Origin of the sequence: Marinobacter aromaticivorans (genome assembly GCF_002806975.1) — a bacterium.
GTDB lineage: Bacteria > Pseudomonadota > Gammaproteobacteria > Pseudomonadales > Oleiphilaceae > Marinobacter > Marinobacter aromaticivorans.
In genome coordinates, this window is record NZ_NIHD01000004.1 from 107,508 (window position 1) to 132,461 (window position 24,954).

Sequence of the window (24,954 nt, forward strand, 5' to 3'; positions counted from 1 at the left end):
GGTATTGACGCGGGGCGCAAACCTTGAAAAAGCCTCCGGCGCCTCAATAGAAGATAGTCTCCTAAGAAACTCTTTCTCTGATCGGAATCTGTTATGACCAATGCGCTGGAAATTCGGGGGCTTACCAAAGTCTATGGCAGTGGGTTTGAAGCACTCAAGGGGATTGACCTTCATGTGGCGCAGGGGGATTTCTTTGCATTGTTGGGCCCGAACGGCGCGGGTAAATCAACCACGCTGGGCATCGTGTGTTCACTGGTAACGAAAACATCCGGCAAGGTAAGCGTGTTCGGGTACGATATCGATACCCACCTTTCAGATGCCAAACTCCACCTGGGTGTTGTTCCCCAGGAGTTCAATTTCAATCAGTTTGAGAAGGTGTTTGATATTGTCACCATTCAGGCTGGCTATTACGGCATTCCTCTGAAGAAAGCCGCGGTTTCCGCTGAAAAATATCTCAAAAAACTGGGCCTGTGGGATAAACGCAATACGCCTGCCCGTATGCTGTCCGGCGGCATGAAGCGCAGGCTGATGATTGCCCGTGCGCTGGTGCACGAACCGAAACTGCTCATTCTGGATGAGCCTACGGCGGGCGTGGATATTGAGCTGCGGCGGTCCATGTGGTCGTTTCTTGAGGAAATGAACCGGCAGGGCACCACTATTATTCTTACCACCCATTACCTGGAAGAGGCGGAGGCCCTGTGCCGCAATATCGCCATTATTGATCATGGCCGTATTGTACGAAATACCAGCAAGCGCGAGCTGTTACAGCAGCTCAGTCTTGAGACATTTCTGCTGGATACGGAGACAGCGCTTGAAAATGCGCCCCAACTGGATGGCTTTTCTTGCAGGCTGGACGCCGAAGGCGTGCTGGAAGTTGATGTGCACAAGGGGCAGGCACTGAACGAGGTATTCATGCAACTGGAGCATAAAGGAATAAAAGTGGTCAGTATGCGCACCAAGGCAAACCGGCTGGAGGAGTTGTTCATTCGTATGGTGGAGCAAAATGCACCCGGGGCGGAAGCAATAGCGGAGGGCACAGCATGAATGCCCGGGCGCTGTTTACTGCGTACATCACCATTGTGCTGAGGGAGATTCGCCGGTTTACCCGTATCTGGCCCCAGACTCTGCTGCCACCTGCCGTGACCATGACGCTGTATTTCATTATTTTCGGCAACCTGATTGGTTCCAGAATCGGCGAGATGGGTGGTTTTGACTATATGTCGTTCATTGTGCCCGGGCTGATCATGATGGCGGTTATTACCAGCTCTTACGCCAACGTAGTGTCGTCATTTTTTTCCATGAAGTTCCAGCGCAGTGTTGAAGAATTGCTGGTATCGCCGGTGCCCAACTGGATAATACTGGCCGGTTATGTAACGGGCGGCATGGCGCGTGGGCTCGGGATTGGCGTTATAGTGACGTTGCTATCGCTCGCGTTTACCCGCCTGCAGATTCACAACCTGCCTATGGTGGTGGTGACTGTGTTTCTGACATCCGCACTGTTTGCGGTGGGTGGTTTTATCAACGCGCTGCTGGCCACCAAGTTCGATGACGTTTCCATTGTGCCCACCTTTGTTCTCACCCCGCTTACGTACCTGGGTGGTGTGTTCTACAGCATCGATCTGCTGCCGGATTTCTGGCAGGGCGTTTCCATGGCAAACCCGATTCTGTACATGGTAAATGGGTTCCGGTTTGGCATTCTCGGTGTTTCAGATGTAAACCCGTTTGTGTCACTGGGTATGATTCTGGTGTTTATTGCCGTGCTTTCTTTCATTGCGCTTAAATTGCTAGCGCGAGGGAAGGGTATTCGGCACTAGCATCGGTTGTTTTCGAAACAGTGGTAGTCAGGAAATTCTATGGCTCTTGATAATGCGCCGCTTGGCAAAGCCAGCCATTACCCGGATCGTTACGATCCATCCTTGCTTTTCCCGGTAGCGCGGGATGAAAATCGCCGCCGGATCGGCCTCGAGGACGGGCGCTGGCCCTGGTTCGGAGGGGATCTTTGGCAAGCCTGGGAGATATCCTGGCTGCGCCCTGACGGTATTCCGGATCTGGCCTGGGCTGAAATCCGGTTTCCGGCGGCTTCGCCGTCAATTATCGAATCCAAGTCTCTCAAGCTTTACCTGAACTCCCTGAACCAGACGGTGTTCTCGTCGGCTGAGCAGGTTGTGGAAACCGTATCCGGCGACTTGTCCAGTGCCTGCGGGGCTGCTGTTAACGTGCGGTTTCTGAGCGTGGACGATTCGGCTATGGCGATTGGTCGCCCTGCAGGGTTCGCGTTGATTGATAACCAGCCGGTTGAGAATGTGGTGTATGAGTATGCGCCGGAGTCGCTTACCGCCTCGGGGCCGGTGGTTAGCGAGAAGCTGTGTTCACATCTGCTGAAAAGCAATTGCCCGGTAACCGGCCAGCCGGATTGGGCCACTGTGCTGATCAGCTATACGGGGCCGGCGATTGATCGGGCGGGCCTGTTACGCTACATCGTGAGTTTCCGGCAGAAACAGGATTTTCATGAGCATTGCGTGGAAACGATGTTCACTGATCTGTTAACCCGCTGCAAACCCGGGAGCCTGTCGGTGTGTGCCCGTTACACCCGGCGCGGGGGGCTTGATATCAATCCCTGGCGCAGCACCGAGCCGGACGAACAGGTTGGCCCGAGGCTGATTCGCCAGTAACTCAGTCCCGGATGGTATCTTCCTCATGCCGCAGGCGCTCTGCGGCATCTTCCAGGGCGCTGAGGATGCTGTGGCGTTCTTTTTCCGAGATCTTGTCAGAGTCCAGATACATGGCAAAGCCGCTGTGTTCATGCTCCAGAAAGCTGCGGTTTGGCCCCATATCCCGGCGAAAATCCACAACCTCGTAAATGGGGACGGGGCGACCGAAACCTTTCACGGTGATTTCGCCCTTGTCACGGCACATGATCCGGTCCTTGATCAGCGAGAAGGTTTCGTAGGAAACCAGAATTTCCCCTGGCTCGGCAATAGACTCCAGCCGGCTGGCGAGGTTCACTTCCTTGCCGATGATGGTGTAGTCCATGCGGTTTTCAGCGCCAAAATTGCCCACGGTTGTATAGCCGGTGCTGATGCCCATGCGGATTTCCAGGGGCGTTTTTATACCCTGGCTGCGCCACTTCTGCCGCATGATCTTCATGTGCTTGCGCATCTCGATAGCCATGGAGACGCAGGCAAACGCATCTTCCCGCTGGCCGCGACTGGTGGGGTCGCCAAAGAACACCATGATGGAGTCGCCCACGAACTTGTCGATGGTGCCGCCATACTTCAGCGCCACCTCAGCCATGCCGTTGAAATAGTGGTTGAGCAATTCGGTCAGCGCTTCCGGCTCCATTTCTTCAGACAGCTCTGTGAAGCCCTTGATGTCGGAGAAGAAAATAGCCAGCTTTTTGCGCTGGGTTTCAAGACGCACGTCCCGTTCCCCGGTGAAAATGGATTGCCACACCTGTGGTGACAGGTACTTGGAAAGCTTGTGGGACAGTGCAATGGATTGCTCGCGCTGGTTCTGAATCTGGGTTTTTGCCAGCATCAGGGCGCGGGCCTGCTGGTGTGAATAAAATGCGGTTACACAAATATAAAGCCCGGTGGAGAGTATGGACAACAGGCTGGTAAGCAGGGGCGACTGGAACGAATCCGCCGGACCAAAAATTGAGAAAAATGCCAGAATAGAAGCGGCCATCAGCCCACAGCCGATAAGCCATTGCCGGATTCCGCCAATGATCAGCGCACTGAACATCAGCATGAGTGCAACCGAGGCAGAGGGAATGGCAACCAGGCCTATACAGCCAATGAAACCGCCGCCGATTACGCAATCGGCCATGAGCATTTTCTGGCGGATACGAGGGGAGTGGCGCAGAAACGTGCGCCGGGTGAGCAGGAAGGCAACGTGGGGCCAGATGAGGGCGCCCGCCACCAGCCACAGGTGCCACTGCTGAAACGCACCTTGCACAACACCCACGATTATAATCACTGCCGATGCGGTGTAAGCAAGCATGCGCCCGCTGTAATCGGGCATGGGAGGAATAGCCACCGGGTTATTCAGAGTCTCGGAAGCCAGGGATTTTCCCGCACTGTGGCTGGCATTGCGCAGATCTGCCGAAGCACTCATCATGTACGCTGATCACTCATGGCGCTGGAACCGTATAGTTTTTTAAAATTATGCCGAGCAAAATTGAACTGCAAAATGAACCAGGAGTAGGATTTGCCTGCGATTGCGACTAAAGGTTAACAGCATTAAGTATAATCCACAATTCACTGGCAGGGCCTGAGTGGTGTTCAGCCAGAAACCAGTTACCGGAAATCACTGATATGAGTTCAGTTACTGACTTTTTGCTCAATCGGGCTTCTGAGCCGAGGCTGGAAGCACCCGCGCCGGACGCGCCGACGCTGGAGCGGGCGTTCGCCTGTGCGGCGCGCGCGCCGGATCATGCCTTGCTGCGCCCCTGGCGTTATCTGGTTATAGAGGGTGAGGGTCTTGAAGCGCTTGGTGACCTGTTCGCGGACGCCTGCCGTGATACGAGTGACAAAAAGAAGCTCGATAAAATACGTAACAAGTCATTGCGGGCCCCGATGATCATCGTTGGTATTGCATCACCGAAAAAACACCCCAAGGTTCCGGAAGTTGAGCAACTGCTGTCGGCGGGTGCGGGCATGAGCTTTCTGGGGCTGGCTCTGCAGGATGCAGGCTATGGTGTGATGTGGCGCACAGGCGATATGGCGTACAACCAGCAGGTGCGGGAAGGACTGGGGCTGGAAGACAGAGAATCTGTTATCGGCTTCCTGTACACCGGCACGGTGTCCTCCTCAAAACCTCCGGTTCCCCGGCCTGAACCAGCGGATTTTGTTGCACGTTGGCCGCTCTGACTGGTGTCCCCTGGCTTCCTTCCGGTCAGGGGAAACAGCTTGCCGGTTTTAGCCGGGTGTAGCGCAATACCTTCTTCTCTGATTCTCCTTCCACTGCCCGTAACCCCCGCAAGAGCCCGGATTCCGCTGCGTCTCCAATTCTGGCATTGGCATTGCTTATGTTCTCCCATAGAACGAAACCGGCAAGGTGGTAACCGCCGGTACAGGATTCCGGAGGTTGTATGGCAATCACTTTTGACAAGGCCCTTGGCATTCACCAGCACGCACTGGAAGCCCGGGTAAAACGCGCTGAAATTCTGGCGAACAATATGGCGAATGCCGATACCCCTGGCTTCAAGGCCCGGGATATGGACTTTCAGGCCATGATGCAGAAAGCCCGGGACAGCATGAGTGGCATTGGCATGGAGAAAACGCACCCGGGGCATATGGACGTCTCTACCGGCGGCGACGGTGCAGATTTGCTGTACCGGGTCCCGAACCAGCCTTCGGTTGACGGCAATACCGTTGATGCCCAGGCCGAACAGACCCGGTTCATGCGCAATGCCATGGATTACCAGGCCAGCTTCCAGTTTCTGAACAGCAAATTTACCGGCCTGACAAAAGCCCTGAAGGGCGAGTAAGCCGCCGTTTTACGATTAGCGAAGGAGACACACCATGTCACTGGGCAGTATCTTTGACATCGCCGGTTCCGGCATGACGGCGCAATCGTTGCGGCTGAACACCACCGCCTCGAACATTGCCAATGCAGAGACCGCAAGTTCAAGCACGGACACCACCTACCGTGCGCGCAAACCGGTTTTCTCAGCGATTCAGCAATCCCTTATGAACCCGGGCCAGCAGAGCTTTGGCCTGACGTCAGATGAGAATGCAGGAGCCGGTGTTCGCGTTGAAGGTATTGTCGAGAGCGATGCCGAACTGCAGATGCGTTATGAGCCGGATCACCCGGCAGCCAACGAAGATGGCTATGTATTTTATCCCAACGTGAACATTGTGGAAGAAATGGCAGACATGATGTCTTCTTCGAGAAGCTTCCAGATGAACGTGGACATTATGAACACCGCTAAATCCATGATGCAGCGCATTCTCACACTTGGTCAGCAGTAACGGGGCGGGGAGCAGATTATGAGTGCAGTTAACGCAACACAGGCCTCCGACATACTGGGCCAGTACAGGACGCAGACAAACGAAGCCAGCGGCAACAGTGAACTTGGCAAGAACGAGTTCATGGAACTGATGCTGGCGCAGTTGAAAAACCAGAATCCGCTGGAGCCCCAGGATAACGGCGAGTTTATATCCCAACTGGCCCAGTTCAGTTCACTGGAGGAAATGCAGAAGCTTGCGGGCACCGTGGAAGATGTGGCCGGGCAGTTCCGTTCCACACAGGCACTTCAGGCCTCTGCCATGGTCGGTAAAACCGTCCTGGCACCTTCAGAGGTAGGCATCCTGGGTGCAGAAGGTGAAATCACAGGCAACATTCAGGTGCCGGCATCCACAGGCGGGGTGCGCTTGTCCATCCAGAGCCCGGGAGGCGAGCTGGTACGGCAGATTGATCTTGGCAGCAGTGCCGCAGGGGTAAAATCGTTCAGCTGGGATGGCAAGGATGGCAACGGCAACAGCTTGCCGGCCGGGCCCTACAAGATCGTGGCCGAAGCGTCCTACCCCCAGGGCAGTATGCAGCTCCCTACCATGGTTAGCGCCAATGTAGACAGTGTGTCGCTGGGTAAGAACGGATCGGTGACTTTGAACCTGGCAGGTATGGGCTCCATAGCCCTGTCAGACGTTAAACAAATCAATTGATACCGGTGTCAGATCAGAGGTGAATTATGGCTTTTAACACAGGGTTAAGCGGTCTCAGGGCGGCGGCGGTAGATCTGGATGTAACCGGCAACAATATTGCCAACGCCAGTACCGTTGGTTTCAAGGGCAGCAAGGTCCAGTTTGGCGATCTTTACGCCAGTGGTTTTCTGAGTGCGGGTACCAACCCCATCGGCGATGGGGTAAACGTTCAGGATGTGAAGCAGTCTTTCAGCCAGGGCAATATCAGTTTTACCGACAGTGGTCTGGATATGGCCATCAGTGGCGACGGCTTCTTTATCCTGAGCAGTGGCGGCGAAACCCGTTATTCCCGGGCGGGCCAGTTCACCATCGATAAAGACGGTTTTGTGGTGAACAACCAGTCCATGCGGGTTCAGGGTTACACGGCCGATGATGATGGCAATCTCTCGGGGATTCGTGGTGATCTGGAGATCGAAACGGATAACCTGGCGCCACGGCGCACCACCAATTTACGTTCTGATCTTAACCTGGACTCCCGCGAGCCGGTGCTTGAATCCCGGGTGCGGGATGTGGGGCCCCTGGCATTCGCTGATATAAATGGCGAGCAGTTTGAGGTGACTTATTCCGACGGCTCGCCCGCTTACGCCGTGAATCTTAATACGGTGGATGCAAGCGGCAATCCGGTTCCGCTATCAACTGCCCGGCAGATAGCCGACCGGATTACTGCCGCGCCGGGCCTGAGTGCTTCGGCAACCACATCAGCGCGAATTGAAGATCCTACGCTGCCACCGAGTGCCGCGCTGACAGATAGCTATATTTCCAGTGCGCAGGCGGCAGGCACTTTTTCCTTCACTCTCAGTGTGAATAATGCCCTACTGCAACTGGATACCAACACGGTGAGTTCGCTGGCGGATTTACAGGCGGCGATCAATCGCTCCAGCGACACAGCTATCTCTGCGCAAATTGACAACGGGGTACTGCGGGTTATTCACAACCAGGGTGAAAATATCGAGTTCAGCTATGGCAATGACGACCCGGCCCAATCCATGACTGCTGCGCGCACGGTCAATGGTGAGGTGAATGTAACGGGGGACCGGACCATTGTTGGTGTTACCGCAACAGGCACTTCAGGCACCAACTTTGCCACCGAGTACGGCCAGGCCCCCATTCGCATAACCAACGAGTTCAATCCACAGGATCAGCGCACATACAACCACGCCACATCCACTTCAATCTTCGATAGCCTGGGCAACTCCCACGAGCTGACTCAGTTCTTCGTGAAAGAGCCTTCGCCGGGAAATGGCGTGGGGGTAAGCGAGTGGTCGGTGTACCTGCAGATTGACGGGGAGATGGTTGCCGGTACAGATACCACGCCCTACACCGCAAGGTTTGATCAGGACGGCATCCTGCAATCCATCGACGGCAACCCCAATGGTGAAATACTGGTAACCGACTGGATTCCAAAGGACAAAAACGGCCAGCCCAACGGTGCCGATGGCCCACCGGCAGCGGGCACCTCAGTGGTTACACCCATCCCTGAACCACCAACTACATCAGCCTTTGTGCTGAACCTTGGGGAAACTACCCAGTATGGTGCCGCTTTCGGGGTGGATGACCAGCGCCAGAACGGTTACACCACAGGCCGCCTCTCGGGGCTGGATGTTTCTGGCCAGGGTGTCCTTTTTGCCCGCTATACCAATGGCCAGTCCAAGGCGCTGGGGCAGGTTGCCCTTGCCGCGTTCAACAATACAAACGGGTTGTCGCCGGTTGGAGATACCAGCTGGGTTGAAACCTTCGAATCCGGGCAGCCCATCATTGGCCAGCCGGATACCGGCACCCTCGGCAGCATCAAGTCCAGTTCGGTAGAGGAATCCAATGTGGATCTCTCGGCGGAACTGGTGAACCTGATTATTGCCCAGCGCAACTATCAGGCAAACGCCAAAACCATTGAAACCTCCGATGCGGTCACCCAGACCATCATCAACCTCCGCTAAACGGCTTTGATGTAACTATGGCACGACTCCTGCAGGAATTCTGGAAAGCACTGGAAACAGTCAAAATTCCGGCAGGAGTTTTCCCATGGACAAAGCACTTTATATCGGTATGTCTGGCGCCAAGCAGAATATGCTGTCCCAGCGTGCCCATGCCAACAACCTGGCCAATGTAAGCACAACCGGCTTCAAGAAAGACTTTGCCCAGGCCCGGAGTATGCCTGTGTTCGGGGAGCACTACCCGACCCGGGCCTATGCCATGTCTGAGCGCCCCGGCACAGACCTGTCTGCCGGCTCCCTCATGCAAACGGGTCGCAAGCTGGATGTGGCTATAGAGGGGGAGGGCTGGCTGGCGGTTCAGACCAGCCTTGGGGAAGAGGCCTTTACCCGTTCCGGTAGCCTGCAAATTGATGTCAACGGTCTTGTTCGTCTGTCCAGTGGCGAGATGGTGCTGGGCAATGGCGGGCCGGTTGCACTCCCGCCCTTTGACAATGTTCAGGTGGGCGCAGATGGCACCATTTCAATCGTTCCTGTGGGCGGTCCTCCCGATCAGCTTGTGGAAGTAGACCGGCTGAAACTGGTTAATCCACCGCAGGAGGCGCTTGAGAAAGGTCTGGACGGGTTTATTCACCGCAAGGCGGATCAGGCAATTGATGGCGAAGAGCCGGTGGATGCGTCATTGCGGGTGGCTTCTGGTTTTCTCGAGGGTTCCAACGTTAATGCAGTGGAAGAAATGATTTCCAATCTTCAGCTTTCGCGACAGTACGAGATGCAGGTGAAGGTTATGCGCACCGCAAACGAAAATTCCGAAGCAGCGGCACGGCTGTTGCAGAACCTCTGATAACTGTTGAAAACAACGCCAGCCAAGCCAGAAGCGGCAATTTCTGGCCGCTGGCCTGGCACCGGCAAGGAGTAAAGACTATGCATCCGGCTCTTTGGGTCAGTAAGACGGGTCTCAGCGCCCAGGACACCAACATGTCCACCATCTCCAACAACCTGGCCAACGTGAACACCACCGGTTTCAAACGCGACCGGGCAGTGTTCCAGGATTTGCTGTACCAGATCAACCGGCAGCCCGGGGGCATGAACACCCAGAACTCCGAACTGCCCTCCGGCTTGCAACTGGGCACCGGTGTGAGGGTGGTGGGCACGGCGAAGCAGTTCGGCCAGGGCAACCTGGAGGTGACCGAGCAGCCCCTTGACCTCGCCGTTAATGGCCGGGGTTTTTTGCAGATTCAGCTGCCCGATGGCCAGACCGCCTACACCCGCGATGGCCAGTTCCAGCTCAATGCGGACGGCGATGTGGTTACACCCGATGGCTATCCGCTTGAGCCCAATATCAACGTGCCGGATAACGCCACAACGGTAACCATCGGCAAGGATGGCACCGTATCTGCCATCACTGACGACCAGGCGGCACCGGTTAACCTGGGCCAGATTACCCTGGTGGACTTCATCAATCCGCAGGGTCTGCAGGCTATTGGTAATAACCTGTTCAAGGAAACCAATGCCAGCGGCGATCCGGCGGAAGGCGAGCCCGGGCTGGCCGGGTTGGGCTCGCTGGAGCAGGGCATGGTTGAATCATCCAACGTGGAAGTTGTGGAAGAACTGGTGAATATGATTACCACGCAGCGTGCGTATGAGATGAATTCCAAGGTGGTCTCCACTACCGACCAGATGCTCCAGTTCATCACCAATAACATTGGCTGATGATGTGAAAGGCGCAGGATACGAGGCGAGGAGTGAGCTCATGAAACCGACCACATCAATCCGGTTGACCCGGCCGGCAGCAAGCCTTCTGCTGGTCTGGTTGCTGATATTGCTGCAGGGATGTACCGCCATGAGCCGGCCACGGGCGGAGCCGGACGACCCCGCCTATGCTCCGGTGCGCGCTCAGGCAATGATACAGCGTGATCCGGAGTCCGGAGCGATTTACCAGAGTTCCCGTAACTACAATTTTTACGGCGATACGGTAGCACTCAATGTTGGTGATGTTTTGACGGTTACCCTCAGGGAATCCACCCGTGCCAGTAAAAATGCGGAAACCAGCATTACCAAGGACAACGAGATTTCCTTGCCGGAACCCAACATTCTGGGCAAGAACAATATCGGCCTCGCAACGTCCCTGAAGCATGAGCGGGATTTTAGCGGCAAAGCCGAAGCCGACCAGAGCAATAGCCTGGCGGGCAGTATCACAGTGACGGTCACAGAAGTGTTGCCCAATGGCGTTCTCAGGGTTCGCGGAGAGAAATGGATCTCGCTGACCAATGGTGATGAATATGTGCGCCTGACCGGCCTCGTACGCCCCCAGGATATCGACCCGGGTAACGTTGTTGCTTCCAGTCGTATTGCAGATGCGCGCATCGCTTACGGTGGTACGGGTGATTTTGATCAGGCAAACCAGATGGGCTGGCTGGCCCGGTTCTTCAACAGCGAGTGGTGGCCCTTATGACGATACGCCGGTGCGTGATTCTCTCGCTCATGCTTGCGGTTCTGGCAGCCCCGGTAATGGCTGACCGCCTCAAGGATCTGGCGCGGATCAAAGGGGTGCGTAATAACCAGCTTGTGGGTTACGGGCTGGTGGTTGGCCTTGACGGGACGGGCGACAAGGCACCGTTTACCAACCAGACTTTCCGCAACATGATGAACCAGTTTGGCATTACCTTGCCGGATGGCGTGAACCCCAACCTGGCCAACGTGGCAGCGGTTACCGTGAGCGCCACTCTGCCGCCATTCGCCAAAACCGGCCAGGAAATGGACATTACCGTTTCTTCCATTGGGAATGCCGACAGCCTGCGCGGGGGCACTCTGCTGATGACACCGCTCAAAGGGGCGGACGGCAACGTTTATGCCATGGCGCAGGGCAGTCTTGTGGTAGGCGGTTTTGGCGCCCAGGGTCAGGACGGTTCCCGCATTACTGTGAACGTACCAAGCGTGGGCCGTATACCGAACGGGGCAACCATTGAGCGTGAGGTTGCCTCCCCGTTCACCCGGGGCGATACCATTACATTCAATCTGATGCGCCCTGACTTCACCACAGCCCGTCGCGTGGTTGAAGTGATTAATGAATACCTTGGCCCGGACATGGCATACGCCCACGACGCAACAGCGATTTCAGTGCGGGCACCCCGCGACCCGTCCCAGCGAGTGAGTTTTTTATCCATTCTGGAAAACCTTGAAGTGGATCCGGCAGAAGATGCCGCCAAGGTGGTGATCAACAGCCGCACAGGCACTATTGTGGTTGGGCAAAACGTCAAAGTGAGCCCCGCCGCCGTAACCCACGGCAACCTGACGGTAACCATTCAGGAAAACCCCGAAGTGCAGCAGCCTAATCCGTTTGCGGGTGGCACAACAGCTGTGGAGCCGGATACCCAGATAGCGATTACCGAGGACCCGGCCCGCATGTTCAAGTTCGGGCCGGCGGTGACGCTCAACCAGATTGTTCAGGCGGTGAATCAGGTAGGCGCAGCACCCGGCGACGTGATGGCGGTGCTGGAAGCGCTCAAACAGGCTGGCGCTCTGCGTGCCGAGCTCATTGTTATCTAGGTGACGTGATGCAGGACTATCAGCTTCAACAGGCCAGGATATACACAGATTTCAGCGGATTGAACGCGCTGAAGCACAGTGCCGGGGATGATAAACGGGCAGCCCTTGAGGAAGTGGCGCGCCAGTTTGAGAGCATATTCCTCTCCGAGATGCTGAAATCCATGCGCAAGGCCGGCGACGTGTTTGCTGAGGGCAATTATCTGAACAGCAGCCAGTCCGAATTCTACCGTGATATGTTTGACAGCCAGTTGAGCCTGACCATGGCAGGCGGGCAGGGCACCGGCCTTGCAGATGCTCTGGTTCGGCAGTTGGGTAAAGATATTCCCGGAACGGACAGCCAGGGCAGCCCGCTTGCCTCCCGCAAGACCGCACTGGCGGACTATGAACGCAATCTGCCTCCGATTTCTCCGAGGCTGCCGGCCCGGGTTGATGAAGTTACAGCGGCGGCTGAGAGCCAGGCCCTGATGCCTGCGGACACGGACCCTGTGCTGCCTGAGCAGTTCGAGTCGCCTGAGCAGTTTGTACGCACCTTGTTGCCGGTTGCCCAATCCATCGCCGCAGATACGGGTATTGACGCAAGACTGATGGTTGCGCAGGCAGCTCTGGAAACCGGTTGGGGGCGCCACATGATCCGTGGTGATGCCAACGAACACAGCTATAACCTGTTCGGTATCAAGGCCGACAGCCGTTGGCAGGGGGATGCGGTAACCGTCACCACCACTGAATTCCGTGAAGGCGTGCCCATGAAAGAGCGTGCGGATTTCCGGGCTTACCCGGATTACGAATCCAGCTTTCGGGATTACGTGGCGTTTCTGGAATCAAACCCGCGGTATCGGGATGTGCTGGCCAGTGCAGACCAGCCGGAAGTGTTTGCCAGAAAGCTGCAGGAAGCCGGCTACGCTACGGACCCGCAGTACGGTGACAAGATCAACCGGATAATGAACCGTGATTCTCTGATGACACTTTCAATGGGTAATGGAGCCGGGGAGTAAATGCTATGGCGGGACTGATTGGTATTGGCCTGACCGGTATTCTTGGTCACCAGAGTGCGCTGAATACCACGGGCAACAACATCACCAACGCCAATACTCCAGGCTATAGCCGGCAGGAAGTGGTGTTCGAAACCCAGCCGGGGCAGCGTACCGGAGCCGGAACCATTGGCAAGGGTGTCAACGTTGCGGATATCCGCAGGCTGGCCAATGAATTTCTTGTGCAGCAGGTTCGCGAGGACAGTACCCTGACTGGCGAGCAGCAGGCTCTGAACTCCGAACTGAGCCGGCTTGATAACCTGCTGGGCGGCGAGACCACGGGGCTGAATAATGCCCTGAACAACTTCTTTGCAAGCCTGCAGAATGCCGCAGAAGATCCAGCTTCGCTGCCGCAGCGCCAGCTGGTGCTGAGCGAGGCGCAGCAAGTGGTAAACCGTTTTCAGGCGCTTAGCCAGGAGTTTGTTCAGCAGCGGGAATCGGTAAAAACCCAGATGCAGCAGGGTGTGAAGGATGCCAATACCCTGCTGAACAGCATTGCGGATCTGAATCTGGCTATTTCGGAATCCCCGGGTCTTGCCCAGGGCAGAATGCCGAACGAGTTATTGGACAAGCGCGACGAAAAGCTGCGTCAGCTCTCTGAACTGGTGAACATACGGGTAACGGAAACCGAGGGCAGCCAGGTAAACGTTTCGCTTGCCAACGGGCTTTCCCTCGTAGTGGGAAATAACGCCGCACAGTTTGGTACCAGAAGTAGTTCAGAAGACCCGACACGCCTGGAATTTACCCTCACCAATGGCGGCCGTATCCTCAGTGTTGATGAGCAGATCAACGGTGGAAAGTTGGGAGGTTTGCGTCGTTTTGACAATGAGGCCCTCAAACCTGCGTTCGATGAACTGGGGCGAATTGCCATAGGGCTGTCCGCCAGTGTAAATCAGCAGCACGAGATTGGAATGGACCTCGAGGGTGATCTTGGCGGGCTGTTTTTTAACGATGTTAATAATCTTGCGGCGCAAAGAAGCCGGGTTGTGGCCAACGCCAACAACCAGTTGCCAAAAGATGGTCAGTTGGCGGTAGAAATCACTGATAGCACCATGCTGCCGGCAGGCAGCTGGACACTGCAGTTCAGTGGCGACGGGCGCAGTTTTGAACTTATTGACAAGGCTACCGGCGAGATTGTGAATCAGGGCCGGCTGCCAAACCCTGTGCAATCTGAAATTTCCATGCCCGGTTTTAATATTCGCGTTGAAGGCGGCACCTTCAACGCAGGTGACAAGTATCTGATCCAACCCAGCCGCAACGCAGCAGAATCCATGGCCTTGCAGGTTAACCGGGAAGAGGATCTGGCGTTCGCCAGCCCGGTGCGAGCCACTACCGGTGGTCAAAACGTCGGTACCGCAAGGATCGATCAGGGCACAATGTTGAATGTGCGCAGCCCGTTTACAGGCTCTCTGTTACCGGCTTTTCAGACCGCGGGCGAGTTGGCGAACGGACCTTTTACCATTTCATTTGCAGTGCCAAATCCCGCCAACCCGGAATCCATGACGTACACGGTGTCCGGGTCATCACCATTTGTTGACATAACAAAGTCATTTACCCGCGGAGATCCGATTACATTTTTCAGCAATGATCCAGCCGCTGGTGGTGAATACCAGGGGTTTCAGTTCAAGCTGACGGGCGAGCCAGCACCGGGGGATACCTTTCAGATTATCTATAACAGCAACGGGGTTTCAGATAACCGTAACGCCGAACGCCTGGCGGCGCTGGGCACCGCCAACACCTTAAACGGCAAAAGCCAGAGTTTCACCGAAGGCTATGCAGGGCTGGTGGAAGATATTGGCGTAAAAACCCGCCAGAGCCAGTTTGATCTGGACGCTGGCAAAACCCTGCTGGAGCAGTCCACCGCGCAAAGGGAGTCAGTTTCAGGGGTAAACCTTGATGAGGAGGCCGGCAAGCTGATCCAGTACCAGGCTGCCTATAACGCCTCTGCGCAGGTGATTTCAGTGGCCCAGGATCTATTCAATACGCTGTTGCAGACGTTCCGGTAACAGACGAGGTGATGTGACATGATCAGAATTTCCTCACAACAGGTGTTCTCAAGCGGTATCAATCGGTTGCAGGAGTTGAATGCTAACCTGAATAACACGCAACAGCAGATATCCACGGGTAAGCGGGTAAACAAGCCTTCCGATGATCCGGTGGCCGCAGCCCGTATTCTGAAGCTTGACCAGGAACTGTCCCGGGTAAAAACCTACGAGCGCAATGTTAACCTTGCCGACAATCGCCTCAAGCAGGAAGAAAGTACTCTGGCAAGCGCCATAGACGTTATTCAGCGAATTCGTGAGCTAACGGTGCAAGCGGGTAATGGGGCGTTGTCCCCCAATGATCGCAAGTCGATCTCTTCCGAAATGAAAGAGCGGCTGGAGCAGCTTGCCAATATCGTGAATACCCGGGATGCGTCAGGCGAGTATATCTTCAGCGGGTTTCAGGGTTCTGTTCAGGCATTCCAGCAGGAAAACGGAAGGTACGTTTACAAGGGTGACGAAGGTCAGCGGGTGCTTGAAATTGATGATGGGGTAACCGTGCCTATCAGCGATAACGGCAAAGGTATTTTTGTAAATGTGCCTGCAGCTGTGACCGGAGAACCTACGATAAACAACTCCGGTAGCTTTATCTCGGGTGTTTCGGTTGTCAACGAAGCGGATCTCATTGCTGCCTATAGCGGCTCGTTTCCAGACGATATTACGATCACCGTAGATGCTTCTAACACTATTCAGGCGCGGGACAGCCAGAACAACCCGCTTGCCGTTAGCCCGACGACCTATACAAGCGGCGAGCCTTTCGTGGTTGCTGGGGTGGAGGCAACCATCACGGGTACAACGGCGGGAAGCGGAGATGTGTTCACACTGAAAATCAACGAAAAACAGTCAGTCTTCGGCACCATCGAGAACCTGGTTGCCGGTCTGGATTCAATCGATAAGGGCACTCCGGAAGGCCAGGCAAAATACAATGACCTTGTCGCCCAGTCATTGGTGAACCTGGATAACGCGCAGGAGAGCATCATCCTGAAGCAGACCGAGCTGGGCGGGCGTATGAATGCGGTGGAATCCACCAAAAGCTTTCTGGCGGATTCCTCGGTGTATACCAATGAAATCCGTTCCCAGTTGCAGGATGTGGATTATGCCGAAGCAATCAGTAACCTGAGCTTCCAGAGCTTTGTGTTGCAGGCGGCACAGCAGTCATTTGCGCAGGTTTCGCAGCTGTCGTTATTCGATCGGTTGTAAAACAGGCGCCAAGGGGAAACTCTCAGGCCAAGTGTATTGATTTCACGATCAGCCCAAGTATAATCCCCCCACTCTTCGTTGGCGGCGTGGTGAAATTGGTAGACACGACGGATTCAAAATCCGTTGGGGTAAAACCCGTGGCGGTTCGAGTCCGCCCGCCGCTACCATATTCAAGTCGCAGATAGCGGCTCCGTGAACAGCCCGGTCCATGAACGTCTCCGATTTTCACTTCGATCTCCCGGACGAACTCATCGCCCGGTATCCACTCAGGGAGCGCAGCGCTTCCCGGCTGCTTTGTCTTGACGGCACATCGGGCGACATTGCTCACCGTTGTTTCACAGACCTTCCGAATATACTCCAACCGGGCGATTTGCTGGTTTTCAATGACACTCGTGTGATACCGGCGCGCCTGTTTGGAAAAAAACAAACCGGGGGTCAGGTTGAAGTACTGGTTGAGCGGGTAACCGGTGAGCACAGCCTTGTTGCCCATGTTCGTGCTTCCAAGGCATTGAAAGAAGGGCAGAGAGTAATTCTTGAGGATGGCTCCGCACTGCGCATGGCTGGCCGTAGCGAGGCGCTTTTTTATCTGGAGAGTGAAAGCACGGAGCCGGTTCTTGAACTGCTTGAGCGCATAGGGCACATGCCTTTGCCGCCGTATGTGGATCGTCCGGACGAATCCACCGATCGTGAACGCTATCAAACCGTCTACGCCAGGCAGGCAGGCGCCGTTGCGGCGCCGACCGCGGGTTTGCATTTTGATGATGCGGTTCTGGAAGCCCTGAGAGCCCGCGGCGTGGAAAGCACCTTTGTGACCTTGCATGTGGGTGCCGGAACCTTCCAGCCGGTGCGGGTAGACCGTATTGATGAACACGTTATGCACAGCGAGATAGTGCACGTACCTGAAGAAGCCGTGAGCGCCGTGAATCGTGCACGTGCGCGGGGTGGCCGGGTGATTGCTGTTGGAACCACATCGGTACGTTCACTCGAATCTGCAAGCCGTGGGGGCCAGCTGAGGGCATTTCAGGGTGAAACGGACATATTCATTTACCCGGGTTACAGGTTTCAGACCGTGGATGCGATGGTTACCAATTTTCATCTGCCTGAATCCACGCTGATTATGCTGGTCAGCGCCTTTGCAGGCTACGACCATGTGATGCAGGCCTACCGTGAAGCGATTGCCGAAAAGTACCGGTTTTTCAGTTATGGTGATGCCATGTTCATAACCGGGCAGGAGCCGAGCCGGGGTATGCTGCTTGGCGCACCGGATGCTTCTGCACAGGCTGGCCGCCCAACACCATTCAATGCCGGAGACAAGCTGTGAACCAGTCCTGTTTTATGTCTTTTGAAAAACTGGGAGAAGACGGCCTTGCCCGGCGTGGCAGGCTGACGTTCCCCCGGGGAACCGTTGAAACCCCGGCGTTTATGCCGGTGGGCACATACGGAACAGTCAAGGGAATGTTGCCCCGGGATATTCATGAAATCGGCGCCGAAATCATACTCGGCAATACCTTTCATCTGATGCTGCGCCCCGGCACTGAAGTGGTGAAAGCCCATGGCGATCTTCACGATTTTACCCAGTGGAAAGGCCCGATACTCACCGACTCCGGTGGGTTCCAGGTTTTCAGTCTTGGCGACATGCGCAAGATTACCGAACAGGAAGTGACCTTCCGCTCGCCGGTGGATGGCTCGCCGGTCAAGTTGTCGCCGGAAATCGCAATCCAGGTACAGCGCGATCTGGGCTCTGATATTGTGATGATTTTCGACGAATGCACACCGTATCCGGCAACAGAGAAACAGGCACGGGAATCCATGGAGCTTTCGTTACGCTGGGCAAAGCGTAGCAAGGATGCTCACGGGGACAGCCCTTCGGCGTTGTTTGGAATTGTTCAGGGCGGAATGTATGAACCACTTCGGGACCGGTCCCTTGAAGGCCTCACGGAAATCGGGTTTGACGGTTACGCCATTGGCGGGCTTTCCGTTGGAGAGCCCAAAGAGGATATGATTCGCATACTGGATCACCTGACACCCAGAATGCCTGAAAACAAACCCCGTTATCTGATGGGTGTAGGGCGGCCTGAGGATCTGGTAGAGGGTGTACGCCGGGGAGTCGACATGTTCGATTGTGTGATGCCAACCCGAAATGCCCGTAACGGGTACCTGTTCACATCCACCGGTATTGTAAAAATACGCAATGCCAGGCACCGGCACGACACAGCCCCCCTGGATGCGCGTTGTGACTGTTACACATGCAAGAATTTTTCGAGAAGTTACCTGTATCATCTGGATAAATGCGGAGAAATGCTTGGCGCCCAACTGAATACCATTCATAACCTGCGCTATTACCAGAACCTGATGGCCGGATTGCGCGGGGCCATTGAAGCAGGTACATTGTCGGACTTTATAACCAACTTCTATGCTCTGCGCGGCGAGACAGTGCCGGCCATGAGTAATGAGTAAATTATTATTTAATCAACGGAGAGTTTTGATGAAATCAGTCAAGTTGTTTCTGGCCGGCCTGATGGCCATGCTACCCGCGCTGGCAATGGCTCAGGAAGGTGCCCCGGCTGGCGGCATGGGTGTTATGGGCCAGGTTATCTTTTTTGCCGGTTTTATTCTGATTTTCTATTTCCTGATCTGGCGCCCCCAGTCCAAGCGTGCCAAGGAACACAAGGCGCTGATGTCTGGCCTAAACAAGGGTGATGAGGTGGTTACCTCCGGTGGCATTGCCGGTAAAATCACCAAGGTGTCTGACGATTTCATTGTTGTTGAGATTGCCGACAATGTTGAAGTGAAGGTACAGAAAGTGGCTGTTGCCGCCGCACTGCCTAAAGGTACGCTCAAAGATATCTGAGCAAGGACTCTCCGGCCAGCCCTGATACCTGCTGGCCTGAACCTTTCTGGCTGAAACACCAAGGCCGGCCCCCGGGCCGGCTACAAGGGATCCCATGCTGAACAAGTATCCGCTCTGGAAAAACCTGCTTATCCTGATCGCAATCGTGATCGGGTTTATCTACGCATTGCCCAACCTGTTTCCCGATGATTACGCTGTGCAGATCACCGGTGCCCGCAGCAGCACCGAAGTGGATGCTGCGGTGCTCGAAAGAGCCGTTAAAGCACTGGAATCGGATGGTATTGAGATAAAAAGCAGTTCGCTCGATGATCGTGATGCGCTCATCCGGTTAACCAGCTCTGATGATCAGTTGCGTGCCCGGCCAGTGGTGCAGGCGGCTCTCGGTAACGATTATCTGGTTGCCCTGAATATGGCGGCTTCTACACCTGCCTGGTTGAAAAGCCTGGGCGCCGGCCCTATGAAACTCGGCCTTGATCTGCGTGGTGGTGTTCACTTCCTGCTGGAGGTGGATATGGACACGGCTGTCGGGCAGAGGCTCGAAGCCGTATCCGGGCAAATCAAGCGCGAGCTTCGCGAGGAGCGTATACGCTACCGGGGCGGAGATGTGGAAGGTAACCGTAACATCGTCCTGTCGTTCCGCGATAAGGCATCACGTACCGAGGCCTTCAACCTGATCAAACGCCAGTACAACGAGTTTCTGTTGGATGAAAGAACCAGCGGTGACGAGTTCCAGATTGTTCTTACCCTTTCCGAAGGTGAAGTAAACGCCATCCGCAAGTACGCTCTCGAACAGAACCTGACGACCATTCGTAACCGGGTGAATGAACTCGGGGTTGCAGAACCGCTGGTTCAGCAACAGGGTGCCGACCGGATTATTGTGGAACTTCCGGGTGTGCAGGATACAGCCCAGGCCAAACGGGTTCTTGGTGCAACTGCCAACCTTGAGTTCCGTATGGAAGCGCGCCAGGATGCGCCGGCCAGCGAGACTGAACAGTTCAGCTTCCGGGATGACCCCCAGCGCACCGCCCGTCTTGAGCGTGAAGTGATTGCCACCGGTAACAATGTCGCCAATGCGCAACAGGCGTTCGACGAAAATGGCCAACCCCAGGTCAATATAACGATGGATTCGATAGGGGGCGATTTGATGAATCGCGCCACACGCAATGCCATAGGTCGGCGCATGGCGGTTCTGTTTATCGAGTTCCGCACTGAAACCGAAACCAGAATGGTAGACGGTGAGCCGGTTGAAACAGAGAAGCGGGTTGTGGAGAAGGGCATTATCAGCCTTGCAACTGTTCAGTCTGCTTTGGGAAGCAGTTTCCGTATCACGGGGCTGGATTCCATTCCGGAGGCTGCCGAGCTTGCACTGCTTTTGCGGGCGGGTGCACTGGCCGCGCCCATGTACTTCGTTCAGGAACGCACCATCGGCCCCAGCCTGGGGCAGAAGAATATTGATGCCGGGATGATGTCGGTGGGGCTTGGCTTTGTTCTTGTTCTGCTTTACATGCTGGTTTATTACCGCGGATTCGGTTTGGTGGCAAATATTGCCCTGACCATCAACCTGATGCTTCTGATCGCCTGTATGTCCATCCTCTCTGCCACTCTGACGTTGCCGGGTATCGCCGGTATCGTATTAACGGTGGGCATGGCGGTAGACGCCAATGTGCTCATATTTGAGCGCATAAAAGAAGAATTGAAATCGGGCGTATCACCCCAGCTTGCCATCAATGCCGGTTATTCCCGCGCCTTTGTTTCCATATTTGATGCCAACATAACCACCCTGCTGGTTGCGATCATTCTGTTCGCGATGGGCACGGGCCCGGTTAAAGGCTTTGCAGTAACGCTTTGCATCGGGATTCTTACATCGATGTTCTCGGGGCTGATGGTCAGCCGGAGTATCGTCAATATGGTTTATGGCGGCCGCAGGGTCGAGAAGCTGTCGATCGGAGGAAAGCTCGCCAATGTCTGATGATCAGAAGAAGTCGTTTGATTTTATGGGGTTCCGGAAGCTCGCTTCCGTATTCTCCATTGTGCTGGTTGTTGCGTCGGTTGTTCTGTTGGGCGTTCGTGGCCTTAATTATGGCATGGACTTCACCGGCGGTACCTCCGTGGAACTGGAATATGCAGAAGCACCACAGTTGGACGTGGTTCGCTCGACGCTTACGGATGCGGGCTATGATCAGTTTGTAGTGCAGAATTTCGGTGCCGACACGATTGTGCTGGTGCGCCTGGCAGAGGCTGGTAACGATAAGCTGGCAGAGGAAGTTGCCCAGGTCCTGGCTGCGACCGGTGATGATCTCGAGCTGATCAGCTCAGAGTTTGTGGGGTCTCAGGTTGGTGACGAACTTAAGGAAGAAAGCGGGCTTGGGCTTCTGATCGCACTTGCGGTTGTACTCATTTACGTGGGTATGCGGTTCCAGTTCAAGTTCGGGATTGCGTCTGTCGTGCCTTTGGCACACGACGTGATTATTATTCTTGGCGTTTTCGCGTTGTTTCAGTGGACATTCGATCTTACCGTACTTGCGGCACTGCTCGCGGTTATTGGTTATTCGCTGAACGATACCATTGTTGTAGCAGACCGGATCCGTGAGAACTTCCGAAAAATGCGGGTGGGTGAACCCTGGGATATCATCAACGAGTCGATCCATCAGACTATAGCCCGTACCATAAATACCTCAGGAACTACGCTGGTGGTTCTCCTGGCACTGTATTTCCTGGGTGGTGAAGCCATCAATAACTTTGCGCTTGCGTTGATTATTGGCGTGGTGGTTGGTACCTACTCATCCATCTACGTATCTGCAAACCTGTTAATGGTTATGGGAGTGTCCCGTGAGGACCTTATGGTTCCGGCCAAAGAAGGTTTGGCCGATGCGGAAGAGGACGAGCAGCCACCCGAGTGGCTCAATCGCATGTAATCCCTGATTCTTCCTGGAAATGCTTTCCGGGATACAAAAAAACCGCCAACTGGACAGTGGCGGTTTTTTGTATCCTTTTTTGTACCTTTACATCGGCCCTGGCCACAGAACCGGGGTAGGTGTCATGCGGGAATGCGGCCACGGAACGGATGCAGGATTTTCAGCACTTCGCGGAACAGTTTGGGGTTCGCAACCACCAGTTGGCGGGCGTTGTCGGTTGAGGGGTTGCCTGAGAAATCGGCACTGAGTGCGCCAGACTCCATGGCCAGAGTTACGCCAAAATCAAGATCGGCTGCTTCCGGGCGAAAGATAACGGCTGCATCCAGAAGGCCTGCAGATACCCGGGCAATATCCAGAACCACACAACCTGAAGTGCGAAACATGGAAGCGTTCTGGGCCAGTACTGCCGCTATTTCGCCCCATAGAAGTGCGTTGTCGCTCTTGCGTGCCTGATCCAGCAGGTTGGTCGCAAAAGCTGCATTCTCTGTGTACCGCACATCCGAGACCCTGACTCTGCGGCTGTTTAATGCCGCGCCACGCCCACGGCTGGCTGAATATTCCTCACCGGTAACCGGGTTCACCAGCAGAAGGTTTTCCGTACGGTTATTCTTCTTCTGTGCCAGAACCAGGGCAAATTCCGGAATGCCTCTGAGGAAGTTTTCGCGCCCCATTACCGGGAAAATATGCCAGCTTCTTTCACTGGCCCCGGCATTTGCTTCATTGAGTGGAGCGATGCTGTGATCCTTGTAAGCCTTTTCAAGCTGCTCGGCGAAATTGTCATAGATTGACTGTTCCACCCGTTCCAGTTGGCGACGACGCTCTTCGCCGTCCTTTCCAACAGGCTCCTGGCGTTCGAAGTGGGCTTTCAGGTAATCCGACCCCTGGCGTGCGACGCGCAGGGCCATTTTAATAGCTGGTTGCATCTGAGAGTTCGTTATCCGGGTGTGTGAAGGCCCGACATGATAGCAAAAGATCGCCCTCCTTGTCTGTTTTTTGACTCAGGAAAAGCACGGATAAGCGGGTATTCGGGGGCGCAGAAAGCGCTCGCTTTCTGCTATCATTGCCGCCCGTAAACGATAACCTTGGACCAAGTCGCTAATGCATAAGCCATCCCCGCCTCTGGAAGGGCCGGACATGTTTCAGGATCAGATCCGCATTGTTCTGGTTGAGACCTCTCATTCAGGGAACATCGGAGCTGTTGCCAGGGCCATGAAGAATATGGGGCTTGGCAATTTGTGGCTGGTCAATCCGAATTCTTTCCCGGATGAAGCTTCCTATGCCCGTGCGGCGGGTGCATCCGATATACTCGACCGGGCCCAGGTGGTGGGCACCCTGGGCGAAGCCCTGGGAGACTGTGTGCTGGTGATGGGCACAAGCGCCCGGGATCGCAAAATACCCTGGCCGGTGATGCCGCCATCGGAAGCGGTCGCGGTGGCAAGTGATCACAGTCGTGAAGGGGCAGTGGCCCTGGTTTTCGGGCGCGAAAATCATGGTTTGAGCAATGATGAACTGCATCGTTGTCACTATCATATCCATATCCCGTCAAACCCGGATTACAGTTCACTCAATCTGGCGATGGCCGTTCAGGTTATGTGTTACGAGTTACGCATGTTTTACCTGCGTAACCTTGAAGATAGCGATGGCAGACCCGACTTGAGGTCCATGAAGGCGCCCGGTGATGCAGGCTGGGATGTTCCCCCGGCAAAGGTTGCGGATGTCGAGGGGTTCTTCGGTCACCTTGAACAGACGCTTCATGATGTCAGTTTCCATCGACGCGACAATCCCAGGCAGCTGATGTCCCGCTTGCGCAGGCTGTTTCAGCGGGCACAGCTTGATCAGATGGAAATCAATATTCTCCGGGGTATCCTGAGCGCGGTGCAAAAGGCCGCCGGAGCGCAGGAAAGTACGAAACCAACTGAGGCCGGTGCCGAGCCGGCCAGACAGGAAGATGGCCATGTTTAGGCATTTGCGTGAAGATATAAAAAGCGTATTTCACAGGGATCCTGCTGCCAGGAATACCTTTGAGGTGCTCACCAATTACCCGGGGCTGCATGCCCTTCTGATACACCGTTTTTCCCACTGGCTGTGGAACAGGGGGCTGAAATGGCTGGCGCGTACCATTTCCACGCTGGCCCGGTGGTTTACCGGTATAGAGATACACCCGGGCGCAACCATTGGCAGGCGGTTTTTTATCGACCATGGCATGGGCGTGGTAATCGGCGAGACGACCGTCATTGGTGATGATGTTACGCTGTATCAGGGGGTCACGCTTGGCGGTACAAGCTGGAACAAGGGCAAGCGCCACCCCACGATCGGTGATCGTGTTGTTGTTGGTGCTGGTGCAAAAATTCTGGGGCCTTTCGAGGTGGGCGAAGATGCCAAGATCGGTTCCAACTCCGTTGTAACAAAAGCGGTTCCTGCCGGTGCCACGGTAGTAGGTATTCCGGGCCGGATTATTGTAAAACAGAAATCCGAAGACGATGCCCGCCGCAAGGTCATGGAAGAGCGTATGGGCTTTGACGCATACGGAGTAACAGAAGAAATGCCAGACCCGGTTGCCCGCTCCGTGCGCGCATTGCTCGATCATATGCATGCCGTGGATGATCGCATTGAGATTATGTGCAAGGCGCTTCGTAAGGTGAACAGTGAATATCAGAACGGCAAGTTGCCTGAACTGGATGAAGAGGACTTCGATTGCGTGCGGGATGAGAGCCAGGATCGCGGCTGAATACTT

24 protein-coding genes and 1 tRNA gene are annotated in these 24,954 nt (G+C 55.2%); 23 read left to right on the plus strand and 2 right to left on the minus strand.

What is annotated here, in order from left to right; translation table 11 throughout:
• The first annotated feature begins 93 nt into the window (after window positions 1–93).
• Genes CDH48_RS07985 through queF form a run of 3 tightly spaced genes read left to right on the plus strand, consistent with a single transcriptional unit; the run spans window position 94 to window position 2,672 of the window.
• Window positions 94–1,044 (plus strand): ABC transporter ATP-binding protein, encoded by a 951-nt coding sequence (locus tag CDH48_RS07985; RefSeq protein WP_100688213.1) that lies wholly within the window; start codon window positions 94–96, stop codon window positions 1,042–1,044.
• Window positions 1,041–1,814: an ABC transporter permease gene (locus tag CDH48_RS07990; protein ID WP_100688214.1), complete on the plus strand. Its 774-nt coding sequence runs from the start codon at window positions 1,041–1,043 to the stop codon at window positions 1,812–1,814. The genes CDH48_RS07985 and CDH48_RS07990 overlap by 4 nt, the downstream gene beginning before the upstream one ends.
• Before the next feature lie 39 nt (window positions 1,815–1,853).
• On the plus strand, window positions 1,854–2,672 hold the full coding sequence (queF, locus tag CDH48_RS07995) for an NADPH-dependent 7-cyano-7-deazaguanine reductase QueF (RefSeq protein ID WP_100688215.1): 819 nt from the start codon (window positions 1,854–1,856) through the stop codon (window positions 2,670–2,672).
• 1 nt (window position 2,673) lies between these two features.
• Here queF and CDH48_RS08000 read toward each other — a convergent pair whose 3' ends face one another.
• Window positions 2,674–4,119, minus strand: a complete 1,446-nt coding sequence (locus CDH48_RS08000) for an adenylate/guanylate cyclase domain-containing protein (protein WP_100688216.1) — start codon at window positions 4,117–4,119, stop codon at window positions 2,674–2,676.
• Window positions 4,120–4,316: 197 nt separating this feature from the next.
• Here CDH48_RS08000 and CDH48_RS08005 point away from each other — a divergent pair, with 197 nt between their 5' ends.
• From CDH48_RS08005 to secF, 18 genes are all read left to right on the plus strand, one after another.
• Window positions 4,317–4,871: a nitroreductase family protein gene (locus CDH48_RS08005; RefSeq protein ID WP_100688217.1), complete on the plus strand. Its 555-nt coding sequence runs from the start codon at window positions 4,317–4,319 to the stop codon at window positions 4,869–4,871.
• Between the two features lie 221 nt (window positions 4,872–5,092).
• The gene (gene flgB, locus CDH48_RS08010; RefSeq protein WP_100688218.1) at window positions 5,093–5,491 is read left to right on the plus strand and encodes a flagellar basal body rod protein FlgB; all 399 of its coding nucleotides are present in this window, start codon (window positions 5,093–5,095) and stop codon (window positions 5,489–5,491) included.
• A gap of 34 nt (window positions 5,492–5,525) precedes the next feature.
• On the plus strand, window positions 5,526–5,975 hold the full coding sequence (gene flgC, locus CDH48_RS08015) for a flagellar basal body rod protein FlgC (protein ID WP_100688219.1): 450 nt from the start codon (window positions 5,526–5,528) through the stop codon (window positions 5,973–5,975).
• 18 nt (window positions 5,976–5,993) lie between these two features.
• Window positions 5,994–6,668, plus strand: coding sequence for a flagellar hook assembly protein FlgD (locus tag CDH48_RS08020; protein ID WP_100688220.1), 675 nt, complete (start codon window positions 5,994–5,996; stop codon window positions 6,666–6,668).
• Window positions 6,669–6,694: 26 nt separating this feature from the next.
• Window positions 6,695–8,641, plus strand: coding sequence for a flagellar hook protein FlgE (locus tag CDH48_RS08025; protein WP_100688221.1), 1,947 nt, complete (start codon window positions 6,695–6,697; stop codon window positions 8,639–8,641).
• 85 nt (window positions 8,642–8,726) lie between these two features.
• Window positions 8,727–9,479, plus strand: a complete 753-nt coding sequence (locus tag CDH48_RS08030) for a flagellar basal body rod protein FlgF (protein ID WP_100688222.1) — start codon at window positions 8,727–8,729, stop codon at window positions 9,477–9,479.
• Window positions 9,480–9,559: 80 nt separating this feature from the next.
• A complete protein-coding gene (flgG, locus tag CDH48_RS08035) occupies window positions 9,560–10,348 on the plus strand; it encodes a flagellar basal-body rod protein FlgG (RefSeq protein WP_100688223.1) in 789 nt (262 codons plus the stop codon).
• A gap of 40 nt (window positions 10,349–10,388) precedes the next feature.
• Window positions 10,389–11,090, plus strand: coding sequence for a flagellar basal body L-ring protein FlgH (flgH, locus tag CDH48_RS08040; protein ID WP_100688224.1), 702 nt, complete (start codon window positions 10,389–10,391; stop codon window positions 11,088–11,090).
• Window positions 11,087–12,184, plus strand: coding sequence for a flagellar basal body P-ring protein FlgI (locus tag CDH48_RS08045; protein ID WP_100688225.1), 1,098 nt, complete (start codon window positions 11,087–11,089; stop codon window positions 12,182–12,184). Before flgH ends, CDH48_RS08045 begins: the two co-directional genes overlap by 4 nt.
• An 8-nt stretch (window positions 12,185–12,192) precedes the next feature.
• Window positions 12,193–13,176 (plus strand): flagellar assembly peptidoglycan hydrolase FlgJ, encoded by a 984-nt coding sequence (gene flgJ, locus CDH48_RS08050; RefSeq protein ID WP_100688226.1) that lies wholly within the window; start codon window positions 12,193–12,195, stop codon window positions 13,174–13,176.
• Between the two features lie 5 nt (window positions 13,177–13,181).
• Window positions 13,182–15,218, plus strand: coding sequence for a flagellar hook-associated protein FlgK (flgK, locus tag CDH48_RS08055; RefSeq protein WP_100688227.1), 2,037 nt, complete (start codon window positions 13,182–13,184; stop codon window positions 15,216–15,218).
• 18 nt (window positions 15,219–15,236) lie between these two features.
• Window positions 15,237–16,454 (plus strand): flagellar hook-associated protein FlgL, encoded by a 1,218-nt coding sequence (flgL, locus tag CDH48_RS08060; protein ID WP_100688228.1) that lies wholly within the window; start codon window positions 15,237–15,239, stop codon window positions 16,452–16,454.
• Between the two features lie 80 nt (window positions 16,455–16,534).
• Window positions 16,535–16,621 (plus strand) — tRNA-Leu (locus tag CDH48_RS08065).
• Between the two features lie 41 nt (window positions 16,622–16,662).
• Complete coding sequence (gene queA, locus CDH48_RS08070; protein ID WP_100688229.1) at window positions 16,663–17,775, plus strand: tRNA preQ1(34) S-adenosylmethionine ribosyltransferase-isomerase QueA; 1,113 nt, start codon at window positions 16,663–16,665, stop codon at window positions 17,773–17,775.
• A gap of 14 nt (window positions 17,776–17,789) precedes the next feature.
• Window positions 17,790–18,911 carry a tRNA guanosine(34) transglycosylase Tgt gene (gene tgt / locus CDH48_RS08075; protein WP_100688344.1) on the plus strand — a complete coding sequence of 374 codons (1,122 nt, stop codon included), beginning with the start codon at window positions 17,790–17,792 and terminating at the stop codon, window positions 18,909–18,911.
• A gap of 28 nt (window positions 18,912–18,939) precedes the next feature.
• Window positions 18,940–19,305 carry a preprotein translocase subunit YajC gene (yajC, locus tag CDH48_RS08080; protein ID WP_100688230.1) on the plus strand — a complete coding sequence of 122 codons (366 nt, stop codon included), beginning with the start codon at window positions 18,940–18,942 and terminating at the stop codon, window positions 19,303–19,305.
• 94 nt (window positions 19,306–19,399) lie between these two features.
• On the plus strand, window positions 19,400–21,274 hold the full coding sequence (gene secD / locus CDH48_RS08085; protein ID WP_100688231.1) for a protein translocase subunit SecD: 1,875 nt from the start codon (window positions 19,400–19,402) through the stop codon (window positions 21,272–21,274).
• Window positions 21,267–22,220 carry a protein translocase subunit SecF gene (gene secF / locus CDH48_RS08090; RefSeq protein ID WP_100688232.1) on the plus strand — a complete coding sequence of 318 codons (954 nt, stop codon included), beginning with the start codon at window positions 21,267–21,269 and terminating at the stop codon, window positions 22,218–22,220. The genes secD and secF overlap by 8 nt, the downstream gene beginning before the upstream one ends.
• A 122-nt stretch (window positions 22,221–22,342) precedes the next feature.
• On the opposite strand, the gene CDH48_RS08095 is transcribed toward secF, so the two are convergent.
• Window positions 22,343–23,143, minus strand: a complete 801-nt coding sequence (locus CDH48_RS08095) for an inositol monophosphatase family protein (protein WP_100688233.1) — start codon at window positions 23,141–23,143, stop codon at window positions 22,343–22,345.
• 175 nt (window positions 23,144–23,318) lie between these two features.
• Between CDH48_RS08095 and trmJ the strand changes: the two genes are divergently transcribed.
• Complete coding sequence (trmJ, locus tag CDH48_RS08100) at window positions 23,319–24,182, plus strand: tRNA (cytosine(32)/uridine(32)-2'-O)-methyltransferase TrmJ (protein WP_100688234.1); 864 nt, start codon at window positions 23,319–23,321, stop codon at window positions 24,180–24,182.
• Window positions 24,175–24,948, plus strand: a complete 774-nt coding sequence (cysE, locus tag CDH48_RS08105) for a serine O-acetyltransferase (protein WP_100688235.1) — start codon at window positions 24,175–24,177, stop codon at window positions 24,946–24,948. The genes trmJ and cysE overlap by 8 nt, the downstream gene beginning before the upstream one ends.
• Window positions 24,949–24,954 lie beyond the last annotated feature (6 nt).